Below are 21,861 nucleotides of genomic sequence, written 5' to 3'. Positions count from 1 at the left end.
ATAAAATTATTCATATTCACATAGCTCTTATTAGCTATTATGATTATCTAGATTATCACGATATATAAGGTGCATTGTTGCCAATGCACTATTCGTATTATATAGACCCTGATAACCATTCATTTTTGCATTGCACTTATTATTATATTTCTTGTTACACTTATCTAAATAGTAAAGACAAAAGTCTAAAGATATTTTGGTATGAGTTTCATACTCTATACCTTTTTTAGGATTATATATTTTGCAATAATTAAGGTATTCATCACTAGCTTGACCAGATGATATAAGTAAAAATATAGAAATAAATAAAAAGAGTTTATTCAACATGACTCCTGTAATCTTCAGGGAGTAATAATTCTTCAGCCTCTCCAGGTTGAGACATCTCAATTTCAAACAACCATCCCTTTATATAACACGATTGGTTAATCAACTTTGGATTATCTATCAACTCTTTATTTATACTTATAATCTTCCCTGATAGAGGTGTATAAATATCTGATGCCGTTTTAACAGATTCTATTACACAAATTTCATCATCTTTTGAATATTGATTACCTAATTTAGGCAAATCAACATAAACGATTTCTCCAAACTCATTTTGAGAATAATCATCTATTCCTACTCTTGCAGTATTACCCCTGATTTCAACCCATAAGTTAGAGTCTGTGTATAAGTAGTTTTGATTTATTTCAGCCATAATTCCTCTTTAACAAAACATCTTTATATTTTAGCTAATAGATGATAATAACATAAAAATCCTTTAAAATTAATTTGAAAATCAAAAGTTAATTTGTAGGTATTTATGAGCTTGAAAAACAAAAACATAATTATTACCGCTGGCGGTACCGGTGGACATATATATCCAGCTCTTGCAGTAGCTGAACTATTAAGAAAATACGAAGCTAATGTGATATGGGTTGGAACTCCTAATAGTATGGAGGCAGAAATTGTACCTACACACTTTAACATGCAACATATTAAATCTTCTGGAGTGAGAGGCAAAGGGATTATAAGAAAAATAACTTTTCCATTTAAACTTATATCAAGCACTCTAAAAGCACGTAAGATACTCAAAAAACTAAAAATAGACTTAGTTATAGGTTTTGGAGGTTATGTATCTGGGCCTATATGCCTAGCTGCTGCACAAAAAAATATTCCTATAATAATACATGAACAAAATGCAAAAATTGGCTTAACCAACAGAATACTAGCTAAACTTGCAACAAAAATATGCTTAGCCTTCGAGATACAGGATATACATCAACGACTTAATTCTAAACAGATGGCAAAAACAAAGATTGTTGGTAACCCTGTTAGAGACGATATTGTTAATCTTAATAGTAAAGTAAAAAATATAACTAAAAACAGTGAATTAAATCTTCTTATTTTAGGAGGCAGTCAAGGAGCTAAAAGTATAAATGAGATTATACCAGAGCTAATTATAAATACTGCTAAACAAAAGATAAACATAAATGTATGGCACCAAACAGGTAAGCTATCTTTTGAAGCCACTAAAAAGAGCTATGACAAAGTACCTCAAGGTCATATTAAGGATATATCTGCATATATAACAAATATGACCGAAGCTTACGAGTGGGCTGACATACTAATTTGTCGAGCAGGAGCTCTAACTGTTTCAGAATCTGCTATAGCTGGCGTCCCCGCAATATTTATACCATTACCATCAGCTGTAGATGATCACCAGTTTTTTAATGCTCAAACTATGGTAAAGAATCACGCAGGATTCTGTCTCAGACAAGATCAAATGACTTTAGAGAATTTAATAGATATAATAAAGCCACTTTATGATGATAAAAATAAACTCCAAGAATTATCAGAAAAAGCAAAAAAAACATTGATAAAAGACTCTAGTGAACAGATATTAAGATCTGTAGAAGAAATTTTGAATAAAAAATAAGGATTAAAAATGAACTTTGATATGTCAAAGCTAATGCAGCAAGCTCAAAAAATGCAAGAACAAATGAAAAAAGCTCAAGAAGAGCGTGAAAATATGGAAGTAACTGGTGAATCTGGAGCTGGACTTGTTAGCATAATAATGACTGGTAAGTATGATGTTAAAAAAGTCACTATAGATGACTCTCTACTGTCGGAAGATAAAGAAATGCTAGAAGACCTAATCGCAGCAGCGATAAATAGTGCAGTGAAAAAAGTAGAAAGTGACTCATCTTCTGCAGATATTGGTAAAATGGCAAAGGATGCCGGTATAGATTTACCTAATGGATTTAACTTCCCTTTTAAATAATGGACAGTAAGATATTCTCTCCTAAAATCACTGCTGTAATGGAGTCTTTACGTAAATTACCAACTATTGGTAAAAAATCATCACAAAGACTCACTTTACACCTGCTTGATAAGTCTCCAGAAACGGCTGTTGCAATTGCTAACTCACTCTTAGATGCGGCTGAAAACATCAAAAAATGTAAATATTGCCAATCTCTTACAGAAGAAGACATTTGTCAGATTTGTAGTAGCCAAAGTAGAGATGAATCTAAATTATGTATTATTGAGAGTATGCTAGACCTGATTGCTATCGAAGAAGCTGGTTTTTTCAAAGGGAAGTACTTTGTACTAAATGGTAGAATATCTCCTCTTGATGGTATCGGACCAAACGAGCTCAAACTTGATATCTTAGAGCAAATTATTACCGATAGAGATATCAGTGAAATCATCTTGGCAATTAGTCCTACCGTAGAGGGAGAGACAACAGCTCACTTTATTTCCCAAATGATTGATAAAAGTATAAAAATCTCTAGAATTGGATTTGGTGTCCCTTTTGGTGGTGAATTAGAATACTTAGACCAACAAACATTAATCCATGCTTTTAATGCTAGGACTAACATTTAAATAAAATTTATTTATTCAAGATTCTCTCGATATCCGCACAAACATCTATTTTTCTTACTAAACGGATTAGTAAATATAACTCTCTTCTGTTCCTGACAACTACTACACAAGCAAGTTTCGCATGCTTTTTGTCAACAAACATCATATCAAAGCTTCTAATATTCACTCCTTCTCTTGCAAAAGTAGCCGTTATCTTAGCTATAGCTCCTGGAATGTTTTTGAGAGTAATAGAAAGTCTAGCTCTAAAACTAGGATCATCATCAGCATTTGTAAACCAGTCAGCATTGATTTGTTTTACTTGCCCATCTTTAGTTTTAGAGTAAAGTTCATTACAGCTTTTTCTATGCACCTCAACATTGCCATCATCGTTAACAATACCGATTATTTCATCATTTGGTAATGGTAAGCAACAATCTGCTATACGTGAATCATCTCCATAGCGAATTTGTATTTTAGACATAGATGATTTCTTATAAGCACTACGCATATCATTGAAGTTTTTAACAATAAAATCGATAAAATTATTAGGATCAATTAAGCCAAGCCCAGTATCTAAATAAAAACGATTTATAGTATCTATTCCTTCATAATTAAATAAAGCCCCATCTACAATTTCATTAGGGACCTCTCTCAAGTCTACACCAAGTAATCTAAGCTCCCCTTCTACAATATCTTTTCCTCGAATATAATCTATATTTTTATATTGTTGCTTCAAGAAATCTTTTATAGCTGATTTCGCCCTACTAGTTTCTGCAAACTCCAACCAAGCAGGGTTAGGATCAGCAACAGCTGAGGTTACAATTTCAATATTGTCACCCTGTTTTAAGCGATAATTTAGAGGTACTGGCTTTCTATTTACTCTAGCAGATATAGATTTATTACCAATATCTGTATGAATAAAGTAAGCGAAATCTATACATGTAGAATTAATAGGTAACTCAACGATATCTCCTTGAGGAGTAAATACAAACACATCATTACTAAATATATCTGATTTGACATTTTCTAAGAATTCAACCGAGCTAGCTGTATAAACATTTATATCTGATATCTTTTTAAGCCATCTTTGCAATGCTTTGTCAGTTTTCTCGCCTATTTTATAGCTCCAATGAGCTGCGATACCGTACTCAGCTTGACGATCCATATTATTTGTTTTTATCTGTATCTCTAAAGGTATGTTATATGGCCCTAAAACAACTGTATGTATCGAACGATAGCCATTAGCTTTTGGTGTAGCAATATAATCTTTAAACCTTTGAGGAATAGGCTTATAAAGCTCATGAACTCTACCAAGAGCAACATAACAATCAATTCTATTAGGAACAATAACTTTATAAGCATACATATCCATAATCTCATCAAATGAGATACCTTTTTTACGCATTTTATTATAAATGCTATATAAGGTTTTTTTACGTGCTTTGATACCATCATCGATAACAATACCACTTAGCTTATCAACTAATGCATCCTTAACTTGCTGAAAAACTTTTTCCTTATTTTTTTCTACTTTTTTTACTTTTTCTTCTAATATATGGTAACGATATGGATTCATCCCTTCGAATGCAAGAGTTTCTAACTGCTCTTTAAGAGTGTTGATACCTAGCCTATGAGCTAGAGGAGCGAATACATCTAAAGTCTCTTTAGATATCCTACGTTTTTTCTCTGGCTTTAGTGGAGCCAATGTTCTCATATTATGCAATCTATCAGCAAGTTTAATAAAAATAACTCTTACATCTTTAGTAACCGAAAGCAGCATTTTACGAAAATTTTCTGCTTGCTGCTCTATTTTGTTTTTATGCCTAATTTGTGTAAGCTTAGTTACTCCTTCAACCAGCTCTGCTACTTTATCTCCAAATAAGTTAGCAATATCCTCTGCTGTATGATCAGTATCTTCAACTACATCGTGTAGCAATGCGGCTATAATAGTGTCAACATCCATATGAAGCTCAGCAAGTATACAAGCTACAGCTACAGGGTGAGTAAAATAAGGCTCTCCTGAACTTCTTACTTGAGTTTCATGAGCATCAGCACCGAATATATATGCTCTAGCTATCTTAACTCTTTCTTCAATAGGAAGATATTTAGAAATTAAATGGTTTAGACTATAAAAACAAAACATATTTAACAAATATTTTTTAATAATATCTAATTAAATGATAAATTGAATTAAAGGCCAAAGCAATTTATAACTACTTTGATTTGAAAGAAATTAAATATTTTCTTGAAATAAATGCCATAAAGGCTATCAATGCAATATCAATAATAAGTAATGCTGCTGCTAATGTAGTATTATATTTTTTCTGCGAGAACACAGCCCCCTGTCCAGGTGGAACTACAGTAGTTGGATTATAAGTCATACCATATGTTTTAATGATACTAGAGTTTATATCTCTAACATTTACTACAGGTATATCATCTTTCAAAAAATTAACAGCTACAGAGTTCACTGTATTATATTCAGGAGGAAGCTTAGTAGTTACTCCTGTAGGGAAACTATGTAGTTTAATAATTTGCTCATCAGAACTTTTAGTAGTTACTTTTTTATCTTTCTTTGACTTCTTATCAGAGTCTTCAACTTTTACTTTTGGCTGCTTCAAACCAATAGAAGCCATATTACCACCTACATTTACGTAAGCTTTTATACTATTCTCGCCTGCAGCTTCTTTGTACATTTCAAGACGCTTTGCAACAGAAGTGTTTGTAGAATCTTTATATGGAATATTAATTACCTTAAAGTCATTTCTTTTTATCGCATCATTTAATTTAAGTATAGCACCAGGAGTCATTCCATAACCATTATCATGAGAACCTCCCAAAGTAATACCTATAACATCATAATCAAAAACTCCTTTTTCAACTAAGTTCTTGTATATGTCAGGCCATGTAAATCCTGGTCTATTTGCACCGAACTGCGATGCTCCAGCTGAAAATATAATTAAAGGCTTAAGCTTCAATGTCTTAATAGCTGATAACATAGCTATATCTAATGCAGGGTACGATCCTGTTTCTTGTAACGCAACTGTATCGCCTTCTTTTAGATTGAGCTGGCTTAACCAACTAACAAAAATAGCAGCCATATTAGGATTGACAGAAGATCTTTTTGCATACAAATCACCAGAATCTGTAGTAATCTCGGTCATAGACAAACCTATAAGTCCTGTACAAGAGACATCACCCATCGTTCTACATAGATACCCTTTTGACATAAAATATCTTTGAGTCAAATTAAATGCTTTCTCTGTCAGCTCTGCTGCTTGCAATTTTTGAGTGTAACCCTTAGTTTCAACAACTAGGTTTTTCTCAACTATGTATAAAGATATAATCATAAAAATACTTAAAAATAAGATGATATACCTAGATAAAAATTTACGGTGCCAATACATCGTTTTCATATTATATTCCTACTATTTGAGGTCCAATTAAAACTATTAATAACAAACGTATAATAATAGAAGCAATCAATAAAGATCCTATTGTTTCGATAAGACCCTGTCTATCTATTGATAAAGTTATAAGTCCTGGAATAATATATCCTATAACCTGAATCTGATTTGAATAAAAACTCGTTGTCAGATATTGTGAGAACAATATATTAAAAATTGTGCCCAGTATAAATGATAAAAGAACTGTTATAGCAATTCTTCTTCTACCATAAATAATCATGAATTTTGACATAAATCTAACTATACCAAAGATTATGATTGATATAATAATAGTTACTATAACTCTGTCAGGAGCACCCATCTCTAGTGCAAAGTAACCTGGTACAACCATACCACCTGTAGATAAACCTAAAAGCGATACAAAAACTAAACCAACAATAAGACCAATACCTATCGAGAGCGTTAATGGATCCATATTTTCTCCTGTTTATTTTAAAAAATTATAAATTATGCTTTTGCTTATGACTCTGATCACAATAATCAACTAAGCTCATACCAATATCTTTAATATTACCAACTCCCACAAGCATATATGAGCCCGCTGGTTGTGTGGCATTAATCTTTTCCAAAATCTCTAGAGGCTGCATATCTTCACACACAGTAACTTGAGCAGGCTTAATACCCAAAGATTTAGAGTATTTTTTATAAAAGGAAACAAATACATCTGTACCAGTACCTATAAGAGTAACTAAGTCTGGTTTTTCCCAATTTAGTATAGCTTCTGCAATTTGCTTAGATCTATCTTCTCTATCAGCTCTACAGTTTACAACTAAAACTTTTTTATCACACTCTTTATACTTTTCATAAAGTTTATCCCAAAGCATTTTAGTTGAGACAGGATCATTCGCAGCAAAAGCATTAGCAAAATTCATTTCGGAATCTTTAATATCAAAATTATACTCCGTCATAGCACCAGGATCTGGAGTAGCCTCCCACATACCTTTAAGTGCGACATCTCTAGGAATCCCTAGATCATCAGTTATTTTTAAAGCTAAAGCAACATTAATTTTAAATTCAGAATAAACAAACCTATTGATTTCTTCTTCTGAAATTAACTCAGCATCATCTGCTGTAGCTACAACAAGCTCTGTATCTCTATCTTTACAAGCATACTCAAAAAAATCAATATGCACATCTTCTGCTGTAAAGTACTTAGACTTTACCGGAACTGTTCCAGCTAAAGCTTTCGCTACATCTCTTTCAGTTGGACCCATAACATCTAAATGATCTGGGCGAGCATTAGTCAAAACACCATGAGTTGCTTTAATCAATTTCAATTCACACAACGATTGAAGTAATGGTTGAAGAGCCATACATTCAATTATTATAGCATCTGCTTTCGCACGTCTTGCTTTAAACATAATTTTAACCTGTTCAGCAATATTACTGAAACCAATCCTAAAAACTGGCGTCTCAGATCCATCAACATCTATATATCTAGCCAATGTACCGGTAGTTTTTGCTACAGTTCTATATCCTCCAGCCCTAACTCCAGCAGCAATTAACCTTGCAACACTTGATTTACCTCTGGTTCCATTCACATGAATTCTAATTGGAATGCTTTTGATACTAGCATTATGTACAATATTCTCTATTATCAGATACAAACATAAAATTATGAATACTATTATAATTAACCAAAAATCCAAAGCATTTACTCCGTATATAACAAAATTCAAAAATAATTATAACACTATGATTAATAAATATACAGCACGAGAAAACTAAATTTATTTTTCACTAAACTTCCACATGTCTTGTTTCAGGCATGAGATATACTACAGGTATCATACATATTGAAGCCACAATCAAAAGCCATGCCGGAGCTAATAAACTTCCTGTAGACACAACTAGCGACGTTGCAATAAATGGGATTGTACCTCCAAAAAATGAATTACCAATATTGTAACTTAGACCATTACCACTATAACGATACTTCGTACTAAATAACTCTGGCGCCGCTGCACCATAAGCTCCCCATACAGCCATTAACGGTACACTCAAAACAATCATTGAAAGTACAAGTGCTGCAATTCCTGTACCCATAATCATGAAACTAGGATATGAAAAAAATAAATAAACTATAATAGAAAATTTGACCAATGGCTTCCTGCCTAAACGATCACTCAAGTATCCCCATAAAGGTGCAGAAAAAGAGAATATCAAACTAAATATGGTTACCACAGCTAAAGAGAAAAATTCAGAATAATTTAATTCAACAAAGTAATTACTCAAATAAGATAGAACCAAGTAATACATAATGTTCGCATACGCAGACAAAGCAATTGCAAAAAAGAGAGGTTTCTTTTGAATACTAAACATTTCCCTAACAGGCTTTACTGAAATATCACCTTGAGCCTCTAACTCTTCAAAAGAATTACTTTCGGGTATAAGCAATCTCATTACTAAAGCAAGTAATGCTAGAACAAGCCCAATAACATAACCCACTCTCCATCCCCACAGTTCAAGAACCTCATGACTAAATACCCCAAATAAAATCATTGCGACTAATGATGCTAAAAACACTCCCGTACCTGAAGACATCGTAGCAAAACTTGCAATAAACCCTCTTCGATCTGGTTTCGTAGACTCAATCATAAAAACCATAACACCACCATAAGATCCTCCAATAGAAAACCCTTGTAGTAGCCTCATCACAACCAAAATAATTGGAGCCAATACTCCAATACTTTGATATGTAGGAAGTATAGCGATTACAAATATTGGTAATATCATCATAACCACAGAAATAATTAAGGCTTTTTTGCGACCAAAACGGTCACCAAAACTCCCCATAACCATACTGCCAATAGGCCCCATAAAGAAGCCCGCAGCAAAAACACCAAAAGTCATCAATATAGCAGTATATTTGCTAAAATCCGGAAAAAACACGCTTGCAATGATAGGTGTTAAGTAAGCAAAAAGCATAAAATCATACCATTCAACAATCGTACTTGCTGAAGCAAAAAAAACGTGTCTTTTTGAAAAACGATTCATTTATTATAAAAAAATTTATATATTTGAGAATTATACTTTATATTTAAATATATGACTTTTCAATCACAAAATAGATATGATAAAAACTTTGTAAATATTGAAAAATGAATAAAATTTCTTTGTGGTGCGGACGGGGAGACTCGAACTCCCACGGTTGCCCGCTGGAACCTAAATCCAGTGCGTCTACCAATTTCGCCACGTCCGCAATATTCTGGGGTGATTGATGGGACTTGAACCCACGACAACCGGAATCACAATCCGGGGCTCTACCAACTGAGCTACAACCACCATTACAAATTGCTAATTTACATTGTAATGGCACGTCTGGCAGGATTCGAACCTGCTACCCTCGGCTTAGAAGGCCGATGCTCTATCCAGATGAGCTACAGACGCATCAAAAAATGGTCGGAGCAGAGGGATTTGAACCCCCGACCCTCTGGTCCCAAACCAGATGCGCTACCAAGCTGCGCTATGCTCCGACAATCTTAACTTAATGGTGGCCTGAGGCGGAATCGAACCACCGACACGAGGATTTTCAATCCTCTGCTCTACCGACTGAGCTATCAGGCCAATGACGAGTATTATACATACATCTACATGTTTAAGTCAACACTTTTATAAGTATTTTATTACATTTTTTCTTCATAAAAAGTTTTTAGATCATTTCCATCTGCATAAGCATATAAGGTCTGTGCTACAGATGTCGATCCTGAACAAATATTTCCTTTTTTATCAATAGCTATAAGACCAACATAATCTCCATAAACATCACTCTCAGCAATAGATTTATCTATTGCTTGCGATAATGACATCCCATCTTTGACTCTTGTCGCTATTTTTGCAGCTACTGCTTGATTGATAATATGCTCACCAATACCAGTACATGATATGCCCATACATTCGTTCGCAAAATTACCTGCTACAGTTGGACTGTCGCCTACTCTACCAGGATATTCAAAGCCTGCTCCTCCAGTTGAAGTAACTGCACAGATTTTGCCTTTAGAATCTAAAGCTACAACTCCTATTGTACCTGTGTAACCTTTTTTAAGTTCTAAATATTCTTGATATCTTTTTTTAGTCATTGGATCATATTCTGCTAAACCCATGACATCATGCGCAAATGTAGTAGCTTGATTCCCACCCAAAACACTATGATGTTGTTGCAATAATCTATTTGCAACATCTATAGGATTCTTTATATTTTGAATATTTATTACACCTGCAAACTTTTGTTTTTCGCTATCGATTATAGATGCAGACATTCTAATTTGTCCGTCTTGCTGAACTCTTGAACCTGTACCGGCATTAAATATCTCATCGTCTTCGAGAAGTTTAGCTGCAAACACTGCAGCCTCGTTTGCATCGTCGATATCTCTTAGGTAATTATATGCTTTTTGAACAATTGGTAATAAATGTTGGTGATAGTCGCCAAATGATGTGTTTTTATCTTCTCTAGCTCCACACCCACCATGAATTATAATTTTTTGCATAATAGCTCCAGTTTCAAATTATCACTCCATATTAAATAACGATTATATCTAAGATACTTAAAATGTCATACAACAAATATAAATGAAACTGGCTAAAAGATTAGAAGATAAATAAATAAAGTATTAGAACTCTACAAGACAAGTATTAAGATCAAACTTTTGACCTTCTAAAAGCATATGCATACGAATATCAACTAAACTAATAGGAGCATTGTTGCGAGCATTATGTAGTGATGAATGCTTAAGGTGAGAGAAGTCTATAATAGTTACCATACCAGAACCAACAACCTCAATCACATTTTCAGAATTTAGTAATGCTGATGTATCTTCATCAATACCAACACCAACCATGTAAGGATTGTATGATAATGCAGCTAGAAGCCTCCCTAATCTATCTCTTTGAGAAAAATGCTGATCTACTAATAATTTATTAGTTAAACCTAATCCAGGAGCAAGGTTAACCATATTGCACCTAGGCATAAGACCTGCCTGACCACCTGCAATCATAAAACCAGATATAAAGGCCGCACCGGCAGAAGTACCTGCAACATTTACACCTTTTGCATTTAATCTACGAATAAGCTGTGCTATTGGGGTACCACCAAGAGTAGTAGAAAGTAAAAGTTGATTCCCACCTGTCATAAAGATACCTGTGCTTTGAGCAAGCTGATCTTGATAATCTTTATTAGTAGTCGCATCTAAACGAGTTTCAATCTTTAGGTTATAAACATCTTTGACTCCCATTTTAGAGAAAATATCAACATATATATCTCCTGTATCTGGCAGTTTTGATGCTGTAGGAATAACAGCTATCTTTGCGTCGCTTCCACCTGAAAGCTCAACAAATTTCTCTAGTACCGTTGGGCTTGCAAATTTATCTTCTCCACCACCAATTGGCATAATATACCCACGGTGATCCTTTTTTACTGGCTTAGACGGCATCTTGGAAATCTCCTTTTATAAAATTTATAAAAACTATGCATAATAATATTTTGTTAGAATAATACTAATTTATTAGACATTTTTCTATAAAAAAGGTTTATTTTTAGCATATAAATTGATACGCAGTTAATATTATTTACCCTTATTGTAATTGATGGTATGCTATGCGGTAAATATTACTATTAATTTTCAAGTATCTGTGAAATGAAAAAGATCAAAGCTCTAACAATCGGTGGCGCAACACTTGACACCATTATAGAATATGAAGAAATGTTCACTATGAATATGCAAAAAAAGGATACAACTCAATCTTTTATGCTTCTCGAAGAAGGAGCTAAAATTGAAGTTACTGAGCAAAAATCTTTTTCAGGTGGTGGAGCAACTAATGCGGCAGTCTCTTTTAAGAAACAAAATATAGACGTTAGTTTCTTTGGAAAGATTGGCAAAGATATTGCAGGTGAACAAATAACTAACGAACTTAAAGAACACGGTATTGACATTTCTAATATTCGTTATTCAAACAGTTATGGTACAGCAACATCTTACGTTGTACCCACTCTAAGTGGAGATAGAACAATTTTTGCCTATAGGGGTGCTAACAAAGATATTTTGCAAGATGACCTACCATCCAAAGCAATTATAGAGAGCGACTTTATCTATATCACATCGCTGAGCAAGTCATCTGCTGCTAGACTACCAGAGATAGTCAAATTAGCAGCGGATAACAATACAAAAGTAGCCATCAACCCAGGCTCTAGTCAGCTGAGTGTTGGTGAAAGTTTTATCAAAGATTCAATGTTTGGTATAGATATTCTCGTTTTAAATTTCCAAGAAGCTCAAAAACTGATGTTGTCACTTTTGTCATCTGATGACAAAGATATTATAGAATCAAAAGATAGGCTGGAAACTCCTCTTGACAGTAATAAGAGTGACTTTTTGAACTCTACCTTTAGACTTAAAGATTTCTTTAGAATCTGTTTAGATTTAGGTGTAAGAATAATTGTAGTTACAGATGGTGCTAATGGTGTATATGCTGCTTCTAAAGACAAGATATACCATAGTGAATCTTTGAGAATTAATAACGTTGTTAACACTCTTGGTGCAGGTGACTCATTTAGCTCAACATTCTGTGCAAATATTTATAAAGATAAGCCTATAGAACAGGCTATCAAATATGCTCTAATTAATTCTAGCCATGTAATACAGCACTCTGATGCAAAATCAGGTTTACAAACATCCGAAAATCTTGAAAAGATAAAATCAAAAATGAACAATGGTTTAGATAAAAAAATTACAATTACCTCTTGGTAATTTAATTTTAGGACTATTCACCTCGTCTCTCCCTCTATTTCACTCCATCATTCTCTTGTAGATGAGAATCTCATAAATCATAAGTACTAGCCTAAAGATACTCGCCTACGCGGGTATGACAAATTATTTTTATTTACAAATATATTCATATAATCCTACCCAATTGGGATTTAACTCTTTAATGATCCGTTCTTTCCAAGACCTGTTCCATTTCTTTAATTGTTTTCCCTCAATATAACTTCTTTTATACCTTCGTGTATTTTCGTAATAAACTAATTTTTATACTCAAAAACTTTTCTTATAAGATTTGATGTAATACCTATAGTTAATCCGAAAGAAATATGTCATTCTACAACTTGATCGTAGAATCCAAGTTTAACGCTCATAATAAGTGGATCCTATGGTCAAGCCATAGGATGACAAAAATGATTTCAAAAGTTATTTGGATTAGCGATATAGAACAGTATTATTTTTATCTGCAAGTATATAAACATATCCTGCTTTCTTACAAAAACCTTAGTTTATATTTACCCTAGTCACCTACTATCACTTGGCCATTTCCTCGAAGAAAGAAATCTCTAAAACTGTAACTGTATATTACCTACTAGCTAAATAATCTCCATCAAAAAATGACTCCACATCTGCGACATAATAATCTATTTCTTGATTATCATAAAAATTAGCCTCTGACTTATGATCATCTGCATGAACTAATACAGTTTGCATACCTAAATGTTTAGCAGGTACTAAATTGTGTGATGAATCTTCAAAGAATATTGCATTGGTAAAATCAATATCAAACTTGTCTCTACCTATCTCAAAATATTTAGTCTTTGGCTTGGAAACTAAGCCCGTATCTTCTACAGTCAAAATACCATCAAAACTATCATCTAAACCTAACTGTTTTAAAACTCTATAAGTATGAAAGTTAGAAGCATTAGTAAAAATATAAGTACGATTACTTTTTCTTAAATCATTAATATGTTTATTTAGTTTTTCATTTGGTTTGAAGTGACTAATCTCAATATCATCAATATAATCAAGAAATTCTTTAGGTTCGATATTGTGATAACGCATCATGCCAAGCATAGTTGAACCAAACTCATAATATAGTTCATCACGAATTGCATTAGCTTTGTCGGTATCTGAAATATTTAGTTTTAGTTTGATATAATCACTCATTCTTGCCATTTGGCAATCAAACAAACCGTTATTATATGGATATAGTGTATTATCCAAGTCAAATATGTAGGTTTTCATTTCATTCCTTAAAATTTTCTATAATAAATTAAGCTTTTTAAGTTCATCTTCGACAATACTCGCTGTCTTATCCCAATTAAAATCTTTTGCCCTATTTAGTGATTTACTTACTTTCTCAGCATACATTTTTTTATTATCTACAATCTGTTGCATCTGCTTAATCAACTCATCTGCACAATAAGGATCAAAATATAAGCCAGCATCTAATGCTATTTCCTGTAAGACTTCTATTTTAGAGGCTAAAACAGGAGTTCCACAAGCCATAGACTCTACTAATGGTAGCCCAAACCCTTCTTCAAAAGAAGGTAGTATAGTTGCTGTTGCTAATTGATAATATTTTGCCAAAACTTGATCGGTAGTGTCTAACCCTATTGTTTGTATCTTTGAAAGGCAAATATTATATTTATGAGCATAGCATCGTAGTTTATGATCGACCCCTCCTGAGAATACTAAATTATACTCATCATAATATTTAAAGTTTTTAAATGCTTTAAATATTATCTCAACATTCTTATGAGGACGTCTATTACCAATATATAAAAAATATTTTTGTTTAACTATAGTCGGATTGTAATCAAAAGCCAATGATATTCCATTATAAGCAACTGTAACTTTATTACTATCAATACCTGACCACTCTAATATTTGATTTTTTGAAAAGTTTGAAACTGTCATAATTTTGACATTTTCTCTCTTAATAATCGGCTTTAGTATTTTTTCAAAATAGAGTTTCTTTATAAAACTGCTCTCATATTTAGATATAATTGGTATAAGATCATGTATTGTTATAAGTAGTGCTTTATCTGTTTTCAAAAATATTGATAACGGAACATTCGCAGCAAAAGTATAATAGCCCTTAACATCTTTTTTTCTAAGCAAAAAACTTAAATAAAACAAATCTTTTAGAGAAAATGGTTTTATATGCTTGGAAGTAGCAATAAAATTCTGGGGTAAATATTTGATTATTTCACAAGCATATCTACCTATTCCATGTTTACCTTGCCAGCGTGTATCTATTAATAATTTTGGCATAAAATTTATCTATCATCATTAATTAGTAAAAATATTTAATAGTTGTTTAATAACAGCTTTTTTACTATATTTTTCGCAGTAAGTATAATATGCATTCATACCTAAATCACTTCCTTCAGAGAAAACCTTCTCTAAAGCTAATGCTAATGCAGTAACATTTGCCTCTTTCACTAAATAACCATTTACACCGTCTTCAATCAAATATCTAGGTCCTCCACAATCGAATGAAATCACTGGTTTACCATAACTCCATGCTTCTATAATTGTTCTACCAAATGTTTCAGGCCCACCATATTTACTTATAGAGGAATTAACTACAACATCTGCATTATTGTAGTAATATGACAAATCTTTTTTATATGAAAAAAACTTAACCTTATCACTAAGCTCTAATCTATCAATTAAATCTTTTAATTCTTTAAAATATTCATTGTCGATAATCTTTCCAATAATCCATATTTCAAATATAACAATATTTTCTATTTTTTTGGATGATTCAATTAAATAATCAATCCCTTTCCAACGATTTATCATAGCTGGTAATAAAATAATTTTTCTATCAACTATTTCTTTTTCCCCTAAAATAGGCTCACTTGTCCAATTAGGTATTATTTCATAAGAATCTATTATTTTTTTAGAGAAAAAACTCTTATAATCGAAAAATGCTTTCGTTGTTATAATATATTTAACATTTTTTCTTTTTAAAAAAAAAGAAATAAAATGTTGGTATTTCCACTGAAAATCTCTAATATAAATCAATATATTCGTTTTTTTAAATAATCCTAAAAAAGAAAGTATTGAAATAAAAAATGCACCTTTGTTAGTATTTATCAAAATATTACAATATGTATTTGTTTTACAAAGATTTAGAATTATATTCAAAGATTTCACTATACTTAATATTTTATTTCCTTTCGGTAAAGAAATTATATTCGCTTTTTTAGAAATGCTATTTTCATGTTCATCATTTTCAACCAACACATCTACACGGTATAATTTCACTAATTCTTGTATAACTAACTCTATGCTTTTTTCAGCACCTCCATATCCACTTGCATTTGATAGAATCAACACCTTTTTCATTTACATTATTTCAACATTCATGGAAAATATCTCTCGTATAAACTTTATCATTTACATCAAAAAGCTTTTCATCATTCCTATTACTAATAATTAAATCACAAATCTTTTTAAAAGTCTTTAAGCAATCAATTTTGGTAAAACTACTATCCATAGTTTTTAATAATGGTTCATATACTAACACTTTAATATTAAGCTTAACTAACTTGTCAATGATATCAAATACTGCAGATTTTCTAAAATTATCACTACCTTCTTTCATTACTAGTCTATATATACCAACAATATTTGGTTTTTTGCATAGTATTTGTTGTGTAATAAAATCTTTACGTGTTTCATTGGACTGTACGATCGCACTAATTAAATTATTAGGGATGTTTAAGTAATTTGCTTTTAATTGCTTCGTATCTTTAGGTAAACAGTAACCTCCGTAACCAAAACTAGGATTATTATAATAATCACCTATTCTAGGATCTAAACATACTCCTTTAATAATATCTCGTGTATTTAAATCATGTGTCTCAGCATAAGTATCAAGCTCATTAAAATATGCCACACGCATTGCCAAGTAAGTATTAGCAAAGAGTTTAACAGCTTCTGCTTCTGTAGAATCCATGTATAAAAGAGGAATATCTTTTTTTGATGTGCCACCTTTTAACAAATTTACAAAATTTTTAGCAACTTCTGATCTCTCACCTACTATAATTCTACTAGGATAAAGATTATCATATAAAGCCTTTCCTTCTCTAAGAAACTCTGGTGAGAATATAATGTTATCTATTCCTAGCTCTTGTTTTAGAGAGTTTGTGAACCCTATAGGAACTGTTGACTTAATAACAATAGTAGAACTTGGTGATATTTCTAGACAATCTTTAATAGTTCCTTTTAGTACAGATGTATCAAAAGTATTTGTAGTCTCATCATAATCAGTTGGCACAGATATCACAATGTAATCGGCACCAGTATATGCTTCATATTTATTAGTTGTAGCTATATAATTTAATTCTTTTTCAACTAGATATTGCTCAATAAACTTATCTTTAATTGGAGATATTGCATTATTAAGCAGATTAACACGATCTTCATCAATATCTAAAAAACAAACCTTATTATTTTGAGCTAACAAAATACCATTACTAAGGCCTACATAGCCTAAGCCTACTACTGTTATCTTCATTTTTCAGTCAATTTACCCCATAAATTAAAATAGTCAAATACTTTATTAATTTGTATATCATTTAGGTTTTGATGATGATTTATATGATAAAGAGCTTTTTTTTGAGTATTATCTATTTCATGTAAATTCCAAACTATCTTAGAATCTATTTTTTTACATTTGACATTATTCAACAAAGACATAGCTTTAAACCATATATCATCTGCTGTAGGTGCAAGTTCCATAAAAAGTTTTTCATTAGTTACAAACTCACTTAAAAGGTCTAATGAATATATAATCCCTGCACAACCTGTCGGAAAGATTAAAAAAGAAGCTTGTAACTTATTGCTTTCCATTTGCCATTTATTATATGGCTTTAACTTCCCTTTAATATTTATTCTCATATAATGCATTCTATGACAATGGACATAATTTGGTTCATTTAAATATGCTTTATATAACTGCTCAAGCCAAAATTTCGGATAAATAATATCATCATCTGCAGTAACTATCAGATCATTAGGGTAGTCTTTTAAAGCATATATTAGTTTTTTATAACTTTTTATATCTTTACAAAAAATAATTTCTAATCCTCTAGAAATAAATCGTCTTAGATTTTCTGGTATATTTTGCTCAGTAAACTCATCTTCAGCTAAGTACAATAAAACTTTATCAGGTTTTATACTTTGTGAAAAGATAGATTGTATAGTCAGAAATACTGTATCAATCCTATAACTATAGCTAGTTAAACTTACTATTAACTTTTTATCTCTTTTGTTTGCTGTAACACCCATATCATTATCTAAATATGCTTTAGTCATATTTTCAATAGCAATATTCTGTTTCAATAATTGTTGATATGACTTATATGAATACAAAGGAAATGCAAATAAAATTTTTAAAGACTTTTGAATTTTATGTTTTAATACTTTTAACATCCTATATTCACTTATGTTTTTTATTTAGAATTCTATATTTAGATATAGCAAATTTATAAACTATAGGATAATTAACCTTTAGCTTCAATATCAACATCTTTAGTGGTTTTTTTTCTGTATACAATCCATAATAAAAGTTAAATAAAGATAAGTTCAACTTATATAAATCAGTATTCTTTGGAGTATATTTTATTCTCTCAGCAATAGAAAAGCATGCTTTCATATAAAAAAGATTTTTAATAGCGCTCATTTTCTTTTCTATAAGTTTCTTTTGATTGTTTAAAAGAAAAACTAAGCTATAATACTTTTCCCAATTATAATTACTGTTTATTCTACTTCCCTTTCTTTGCAAATAATAATATTTAACCTGATTATTTACATAAATTTTTTGGGATTTGAAAAATAAACTTAGTAGAATATATTCATCTTCATAATATACTCCTTCTGGAAATCTTATTTTATCAAATAAATTACTAGCAAAAAGTTTATTACAAACGCTTGTTGTTCCTAATTTGTTATTCATATAGAGGTTAATTGCTTCGGAAGAAGTTAATACAGTTTTCGGAATATTATCTATATCATTAGTATCAGAAAAATCTTCTTTATCTATTTTTTTGTGCCCTATTATAGATATACCAACGTTTTCTTTTTTTATTCCCTCTAACAAAGACTCTATAAAGTCTTCTTCAACCCAATCATCACTATCTATAAAAGATATATAATCACCCCTACAAATATCTAAACCTAGATTTCTAGCACTTGAAGAGCCTCCATTTTCTTTATTCATCATACTCATACGACTATCTTTTTTTGCATAACTTTCGCATATTTCTAGAGAGTTATCTGTAGAACCATCATTTACTAGGATAATTTCTAAATTTTTATATGATTGATTAATAACTGAATCTAAACATCTAGATAAATAATTTTGCGTATTATAAATTGGAATTATTATAGAAACTAAGGAAAACATCTAACGTCCTTTTTTTAACAGAATTTTTAAAGCTTTATATATCTTAGTATTTCCAAAAGCATTATAGATAAAAACTCTATAAGTTTTGTAAAAGTAGAAAGCATTCGTAAATAATATATTTTTTTTATATCTTATAGCCACTTCTTTACTTTCTCTAAACCTTTCTATGATAGCTGTGCTACTTATTCCCCCCATGTAAAAATAACTAAAACCATTATCTATAAAAATACTTTTGTCTGTTTGTAATATAAGCCTATTAAAAAAATCTAAGTCTGCAGCAATGTTAAGACTAGTGTCAAACTTAATATTTTTCACAAAATGGCTTTTAACAAATAAACTCATATGAGACATTGGCATATATTGATATGCTTTTTTCGTAATTTTGCTTTCAGCTTTAATATATTTTTTTTCACTATTTTTAAAAAAATATGTATTTGAATAAATATAATCATAGTTACTATTTTTTAAATGCATACTATATTCTTCAAAAATAGCTTTTGTATAGTAATCATCAGAATTTAAAAATCCTACATAATCACCTGTTGCTAACATTGCACCTTTGTTCATAGCATCATAGATACCATTATCAGGTTCAGAGACTAAAATGTCTACAATATCACTATACTGATTAATAATCTCTAAGGTTCTATCAGTAGAACCTCCATCAATAATAATATATTCAATATTTTTATAAGTTTGATCTTTGATACTTTGTAGAGTTCTCTGTATAGTTTTTTCTGAGTTATAACAAACTGTTATCACACTAAACTTTAGATATCCATTATTATCTACCATTACTGAACTCTATATATTATATTGACATGCTATATTATTTTTTTTACATCAAGAAATTTTTTATAATATTTTTTAAAATATTCGATATCCATATCCCACCACTTAACTTTTAAAAGTTTTTCAACTTCATCTTTCTCAAATCTAAATTTTATAACTTTAGCAGGTACTCCACCTACAACAGCATATGGAGGCACATCTTTCGTAACAACAGAGCCTGCTGCAATTATGGCACCACTCCCAATATTAACACCATCAACAACTAAAACATTTGCACCTATCCAAACATCATTACCAATATTGATATTTTCAAACTCCGTAAAATAATTTTTATCTACAAATGTAACTTGAGATTGTTTTGACATAGAAAAGAAAGCAGGATGTGTCGATACAAATCTCGATGTCGGATGTTTTCCAAGACCTATTCTACAGCCAGGACCAATACTACAAAACTTACCAATCTTAGTTTGATGAATATGTGTTTTAGAAGCCACATAGGTAAAATCTCCTATACTTACATTCTTTAAAAAAATTTCATCGTATAAGGTAGTATACATTCCAAATGAACAATTATTAACTTCTGTCATATAACCTATTTTGAGATGACTTTTCCTATATTTAAATTCTAACCTCTTAGCTCTCAATAACCTGTTAAACCAAATAGATAATGGATTTCTTAATATTCTTTTCATTGATCAAACAAATCCTCAAACTTCACCTTAGGAAACACCTTTAACAAACTAGAACTAGATGTATTGAAGATCTTACAAGAGTAATTATCATCAAAAATTTTATATTTACTAAATATTTTATACTGTCTCAAAAACTCATTTATATAAAACATATTACCAAAAGTTCTGGCAAATTCATTCTTTTGATGTTTAGCACTACTATACATTCTCATCTCACTCTCATCATTATATAAAAAATAATCATGATCCATACCTACTAAGTATATTTCATCAAATCCCATATAGAGAGCTACAATTAAAGAATAAATACTAACCGCTTCTCCTTCATATATTACTCCTGTAATATCCATTGCGGACTTATCAAAACTCTCATAAAAAAACTTTTTACCTGCGTAATACCAATTTATTTTATGATGTTTAAATATCTTATACTTATCAAATATATACTTTATATTTATATCATCACGATTAATTCCAAACAGCATATTTATATTATTTGGCATATATTTTTCCATATCCTCAAACCATTCCTTCCATTCTTTTTCCGTCTGTGGAGAATGAATTGGGGCTGTCATATAATACTTCTCTATATTTCCACTCATAATTTCAGAAAAATCTTCATGTACATAAAAATTATTTAGAGCAAAAACTATTTCATTTTTTAATTTTTTCAAATTTTCTTTTTTAATAGATGTGCCACTTCCCAATATAAAACATCTCTTACCTTTGTGAATATCTTTTAATTCAGAATTTTTTACAACTAATTTTCTATATCTTGAAAAATATTTATAGTCTTTAGCAAACTGCACTATGTCCCAGAATAATGGTGGGATCAAATTTTTTATAAACTTTTTCACGTTATAAACTTTCATTTTTTCTCAAAATCT

Annotated in this window: 22 protein-coding genes and 5 tRNA genes; 4 read left to right on the top strand and 23 right to left on the bottom strand. The window is 30.9% G+C overall.

Going from position 1 to position 21,861, the window contains the following annotated elements; genetic code table 11:
- Positions 1 to 30 precede the first annotated feature (30 nt).
- Together FQ699_RS08750 and gcvH are read right to left on the bottom strand one after the other, a co-directional pair.
- Positions 31 to 327, bottom strand: a complete 297-nt coding sequence (locus FQ699_RS08750) for a hypothetical protein (protein ID WP_146421987.1) — start codon at positions 325 to 327, stop codon at positions 31 to 33.
- Positions 317 to 697, bottom strand: a complete 381-nt coding sequence (gene gcvH, locus FQ699_RS08745; protein WP_013922893.1) for a glycine cleavage system protein GcvH — start codon at positions 695 to 697, stop codon at positions 317 to 319. Before gcvH ends, FQ699_RS08750 begins: the two co-directional genes overlap by 11 nt.
- Before the next feature lie 105 nt (positions 698 to 802).
- Here gcvH and murG point away from each other — a divergent pair, with 105 nt between their 5' ends.
- Genes murG through recR form a run of 3 tightly spaced genes read left to right on the top strand, consistent with a single transcriptional unit; the run spans position 803 to position 2,865 of the window.
- Positions 803 to 1,918 (top strand): undecaprenyldiphospho-muramoylpentapeptide beta-N-acetylglucosaminyltransferase, encoded by a 1,116-nt coding sequence (gene murG, locus FQ699_RS08740; protein ID WP_146421986.1) that lies wholly within the window; start codon positions 803 to 805, stop codon positions 1,916 to 1,918.
- 9 nt (positions 1,919 to 1,927) lie between these two features.
- On the top strand, positions 1,928 to 2,263 hold the full coding sequence (locus tag FQ699_RS08735; protein WP_146421985.1) for a YbaB/EbfC family nucleoid-associated protein: 336 nt from the start codon (positions 1,928 to 1,930) through the stop codon (positions 2,261 to 2,263).
- Entirely contained in the window at positions 2,263 to 2,865 is a 603-nt protein-coding gene (gene recR / locus FQ699_RS08730; protein WP_013922890.1) for a recombination mediator RecR, read from the top strand. The genes FQ699_RS08735 and recR overlap by 1 nt, the downstream gene beginning before the upstream one ends.
- Before the next feature lie 7 nt (positions 2,866 to 2,872).
- On the opposite strand, the gene FQ699_RS08725 is transcribed toward recR, so the two are convergent.
- From FQ699_RS08725 to FQ699_RS08670, 12 genes are all read right to left on the bottom strand, one after another.
- A complete protein-coding gene (locus tag FQ699_RS08725; protein WP_179951697.1) occupies positions 2,873 to 4,987 on the bottom strand; it encodes a RelA/SpoT family protein in 2,115 nt (704 codons plus the stop codon).
- Between the two features lie 70 nt (positions 4,988 to 5,057).
- A complete protein-coding gene (gene pgsW / locus FQ699_RS08720) occupies positions 5,058 to 6,260 on the bottom strand; it encodes a poly-gamma-glutamate system protein (RefSeq protein ID WP_146421983.1) in 1,203 nt (400 codons plus the stop codon).
- A 1-nt stretch (position 6,261) separates the two neighbouring features.
- Positions 6,262 to 6,726, bottom strand: a complete 465-nt coding sequence (pgsC, locus tag FQ699_RS08715) for a poly-gamma-glutamate biosynthesis protein PgsC (protein ID WP_013922887.1) — start codon at positions 6,724 to 6,726, stop codon at positions 6,262 to 6,264.
- A 25-nt stretch (positions 6,727 to 6,751) separates the two neighbouring features.
- Positions 6,752 to 7,960 (bottom strand): poly-gamma-glutamate synthase PgsB, encoded by a 1,209-nt coding sequence (gene pgsB / locus FQ699_RS08710; protein WP_146422122.1) that lies wholly within the window; start codon positions 7,958 to 7,960, stop codon positions 6,752 to 6,754.
- A 91-nt stretch (positions 7,961 to 8,051) separates the two neighbouring features.
- Positions 8,052 to 9,308 carry an MFS transporter gene (locus FQ699_RS08705; protein WP_013922885.1) on the bottom strand — a complete coding sequence of 419 codons (1,257 nt, stop codon included), beginning with the start codon at positions 9,306 to 9,308 and terminating at the stop codon, positions 8,052 to 8,054.
- Positions 9,309 to 9,430: 122 nt separating this feature from the next.
- Positions 9,431 to 9,513, bottom strand: a tRNA-Leu gene (locus FQ699_RS08700).
- Positions 9,514 to 9,520: 7 nt separating this feature from the next.
- Positions 9,521 to 9,596: transfer RNA gene (locus FQ699_RS08695), tRNA-His, on the bottom strand.
- Positions 9,597 to 9,624: 28 nt separating this feature from the next.
- Positions 9,625 to 9,701 (bottom strand) — tRNA-Arg (locus FQ699_RS08690).
- 9 nt (positions 9,702 to 9,710) lie between these two features.
- Positions 9,711 to 9,787, bottom strand: a tRNA-Pro gene (locus FQ699_RS08685).
- Positions 9,788 to 9,802: 15 nt separating this feature from the next.
- Positions 9,803 to 9,878, bottom strand: a tRNA-Phe gene (locus FQ699_RS08680).
- A gap of 59 nt (positions 9,879 to 9,937) precedes the next feature.
- Positions 9,938 to 10,798 carry an isoaspartyl peptidase/L-asparaginase gene (locus tag FQ699_RS08675; protein ID WP_146421982.1) on the bottom strand — a complete coding sequence of 287 codons (861 nt, stop codon included), beginning with the start codon at positions 10,796 to 10,798 and terminating at the stop codon, positions 9,938 to 9,940.
- A gap of 123 nt (positions 10,799 to 10,921) precedes the next feature.
- Positions 10,922 to 11,740 (bottom strand): cyanophycinase, encoded by an 819-nt coding sequence (locus FQ699_RS08670; protein ID WP_146421981.1) that lies wholly within the window; start codon positions 11,738 to 11,740, stop codon positions 10,922 to 10,924.
- A gap of 204 nt (positions 11,741 to 11,944) precedes the next feature.
- On the opposite strand from FQ699_RS08670, the gene FQ699_RS08665 reads away from it, so the two are divergent.
- Positions 11,945 to 13,051, top strand: coding sequence for a carbohydrate kinase family protein (locus FQ699_RS08665; RefSeq protein ID WP_146421980.1), 1,107 nt, complete (start codon positions 11,945 to 11,947; stop codon positions 13,049 to 13,051).
- A gap of 597 nt (positions 13,052 to 13,648) precedes the next feature.
- Here FQ699_RS08665 and FQ699_RS08655 read toward each other — a convergent pair.
- From FQ699_RS08655 to FQ699_RS08615, 9 genes are read right to left on the bottom strand one after another with little or no spacing between them, the layout of a single operon-like run.
- Positions 13,649 to 14,311: a pyrimidine 5'-nucleotidase gene (locus FQ699_RS08655; protein ID WP_146421979.1), complete on the bottom strand. Its 663-nt coding sequence runs from the start codon at positions 14,309 to 14,311 to the stop codon at positions 13,649 to 13,651.
- Between the two features lie 18 nt (positions 14,312 to 14,329).
- On the bottom strand, positions 14,330 to 15,343 hold the full coding sequence (locus FQ699_RS08650; protein ID WP_146421978.1) for a glycosyltransferase family 4 protein: 1,014 nt from the start codon (positions 15,341 to 15,343) through the stop codon (positions 14,330 to 14,332).
- A gap of 18 nt (positions 15,344 to 15,361) precedes the next feature.
- Positions 15,362 to 16,426 (bottom strand): glycosyltransferase, encoded by a 1,065-nt coding sequence (locus FQ699_RS08645; protein WP_146421977.1) that lies wholly within the window; start codon positions 16,424 to 16,426, stop codon positions 15,362 to 15,364.
- Between the two features lie 10 nt (positions 16,427 to 16,436).
- The gene (locus FQ699_RS08640; RefSeq protein WP_146421976.1) at positions 16,437 to 17,600 is read right to left on the bottom strand and encodes a nucleotide sugar dehydrogenase; all 1,164 of its coding nucleotides are present in this window, start codon (positions 17,598 to 17,600) and stop codon (positions 16,437 to 16,439) included.
- Positions 17,597 to 18,517: a glycosyltransferase family 2 protein gene (locus FQ699_RS08635; RefSeq protein ID WP_146421975.1), complete on the bottom strand. Its 921-nt coding sequence runs from the start codon at positions 18,515 to 18,517 to the stop codon at positions 17,597 to 17,599. The genes FQ699_RS08640 and FQ699_RS08635 overlap by 4 nt, the downstream gene beginning before the upstream one ends.
- A 7-nt stretch (positions 18,518 to 18,524) precedes the next feature.
- Complete coding sequence (locus FQ699_RS08630; protein ID WP_146421974.1) at positions 18,525 to 19,490, bottom strand: glycosyltransferase family 2 protein; 966 nt, start codon at positions 19,488 to 19,490, stop codon at positions 18,525 to 18,527.
- Positions 19,491 to 20,285 carry a glycosyltransferase family 2 protein gene (locus tag FQ699_RS08625; RefSeq protein WP_146421973.1) on the bottom strand — a complete coding sequence of 265 codons (795 nt, stop codon included), beginning with the start codon at positions 20,283 to 20,285 and terminating at the stop codon, positions 19,491 to 19,493.
- 29 nt (positions 20,286 to 20,314) lie between these two features.
- Complete coding sequence (locus tag FQ699_RS08620; RefSeq protein ID WP_146421972.1) at positions 20,315 to 20,974, bottom strand: CatB-related O-acetyltransferase; 660 nt, start codon at positions 20,972 to 20,974, stop codon at positions 20,315 to 20,317.
- Positions 20,971 to 21,846 (bottom strand): motility associated factor glycosyltransferase family protein, encoded by an 876-nt coding sequence (locus FQ699_RS08615; protein ID WP_146421971.1) that lies wholly within the window; start codon positions 21,844 to 21,846, stop codon positions 20,971 to 20,973. Before FQ699_RS08615 ends, FQ699_RS08620 begins: the two co-directional genes overlap by 4 nt.
- Positions 21,847 to 21,861 lie beyond the last annotated feature (15 nt).

This window comes from Francisella salimarina, from assembly GCF_007923265.1.
Lineage (GTDB): Bacteria > Pseudomonadota > Gammaproteobacteria > Francisellales > Francisellaceae > Francisella > Francisella salimarina.
The sequence above is the reverse complement of the archived record's forward strand: the minus strand, read 5'-3'. Positions and strand labels throughout refer to the sequence as shown.

Excerpts from the sequence above, each read along its gene's own strand:
- pgsW (WP_146421983.1), bottom strand. The coding sequence starts at position 6,260 with ATGAAAACGATGTATTGGCACCGTAAATTTTTATCTAGGTATATCATC.
- pgsC (WP_013922887.1), bottom strand. The coding sequence starts at position 6,726 with ATGGATCCATTAACGCTCTCGATAGGTATTGGTCTTATTGTTGGTTTA.
- FQ699_RS08670 (WP_146421981.1), bottom strand. The coding sequence starts at position 11,740 with ATGCCGTCTAAGCCAGTAAAAAAGGATCACCGTGGGTATATTATGCCA.
- FQ699_RS08640 (WP_146421976.1), bottom strand. The coding sequence starts at position 17,600 with ATGAAGATAACAGTAGTAGGCTTAGGCTATGTAGGCCTTAGTAATGGT.
- FQ699_RS08750 (WP_146421987.1), bottom strand. The coding sequence starts at position 327 with ATGTTGAATAAACTCTTTTTATTTATTTCTATATTTTTACTTATATCA.
- FQ699_RS08615 (WP_146421971.1), bottom strand. The coding sequence starts at position 21,846 with ATGAAAGTTTATAACGTGAAAAAGTTTATAAAAAATTTGATCCCACCA.
- FQ699_RS08625 (WP_146421973.1), bottom strand. The coding sequence starts at position 20,285 with ATGGTAGATAATAATGGATATCTAAAGTTTAGTGTGATAACAGTTTGT.
- gcvH (WP_013922893.1), bottom strand. The coding sequence starts at position 697 with ATGGCTGAAATAAATCAAAACTACTTATACACAGACTCTAACTTATGG.
- FQ699_RS08725 (WP_179951697.1), bottom strand. The coding sequence starts at position 4,987 with ATGTTTTGTTTTTATAGTCTAAACCATTTAATTTCTAAATATCTTCCT.
- FQ699_RS08620 (WP_146421972.1), bottom strand. The coding sequence starts at position 20,974 with ATGAAAAGAATATTAAGAAATCCATTATCTATTTGGTTTAACAGGTTA.
- FQ699_RS08665 (WP_146421980.1), top strand. The coding sequence starts at position 11,945 with ATGAAAAAGATCAAAGCTCTAACAATCGGTGGCGCAACACTTGACACC.
- FQ699_RS08735 (WP_146421985.1), top strand. The coding sequence starts at position 1,928 with ATGAACTTTGATATGTCAAAGCTAATGCAGCAAGCTCAAAAAATGCAA.
- FQ699_RS08675 (WP_146421982.1), bottom strand. The coding sequence starts at position 10,798 with ATGCAAAAAATTATAATTCATGGTGGGTGTGGAGCTAGAGAAGATAAA.
- FQ699_RS08645 (WP_146421977.1), bottom strand. The coding sequence starts at position 16,426 with ATGAAAAAGGTGTTGATTCTATCAAATGCAAGTGGATATGGAGGTGCT.
- FQ699_RS08635 (WP_146421975.1), bottom strand. The coding sequence starts at position 18,517 with ATGTTAAAAGTATTAAAACATAAAATTCAAAAGTCTTTAAAAATTTTA.
- FQ699_RS08705 (WP_013922885.1), bottom strand. The coding sequence starts at position 9,308 with ATGAATCGTTTTTCAAAAAGACACGTTTTTTTTGCTTCAGCAAGTACG.
- FQ699_RS08630 (WP_146421974.1), bottom strand. The coding sequence starts at position 19,490 with ATGTTTTCCTTAGTTTCTATAATAATTCCAATTTATAATACGCAAAAT.
- murG (WP_146421986.1), top strand. The coding sequence starts at position 803 with ATGAGCTTGAAAAACAAAAACATAATTATTACCGCTGGCGGTACCGGT.
- FQ699_RS08650 (WP_146421978.1), bottom strand. The coding sequence starts at position 15,343 with ATGCCAAAATTATTAATAGATACACGCTGGCAAGGTAAACATGGAATA.
- recR (WP_013922890.1), top strand. The coding sequence starts at position 2,263 with ATGGACAGTAAGATATTCTCTCCTAAAATCACTGCTGTAATGGAGTCT.
- FQ699_RS08655 (WP_146421979.1), bottom strand. The coding sequence starts at position 14,311 with ATGAAAACCTACATATTTGACTTGGATAATACACTATATCCATATAAT.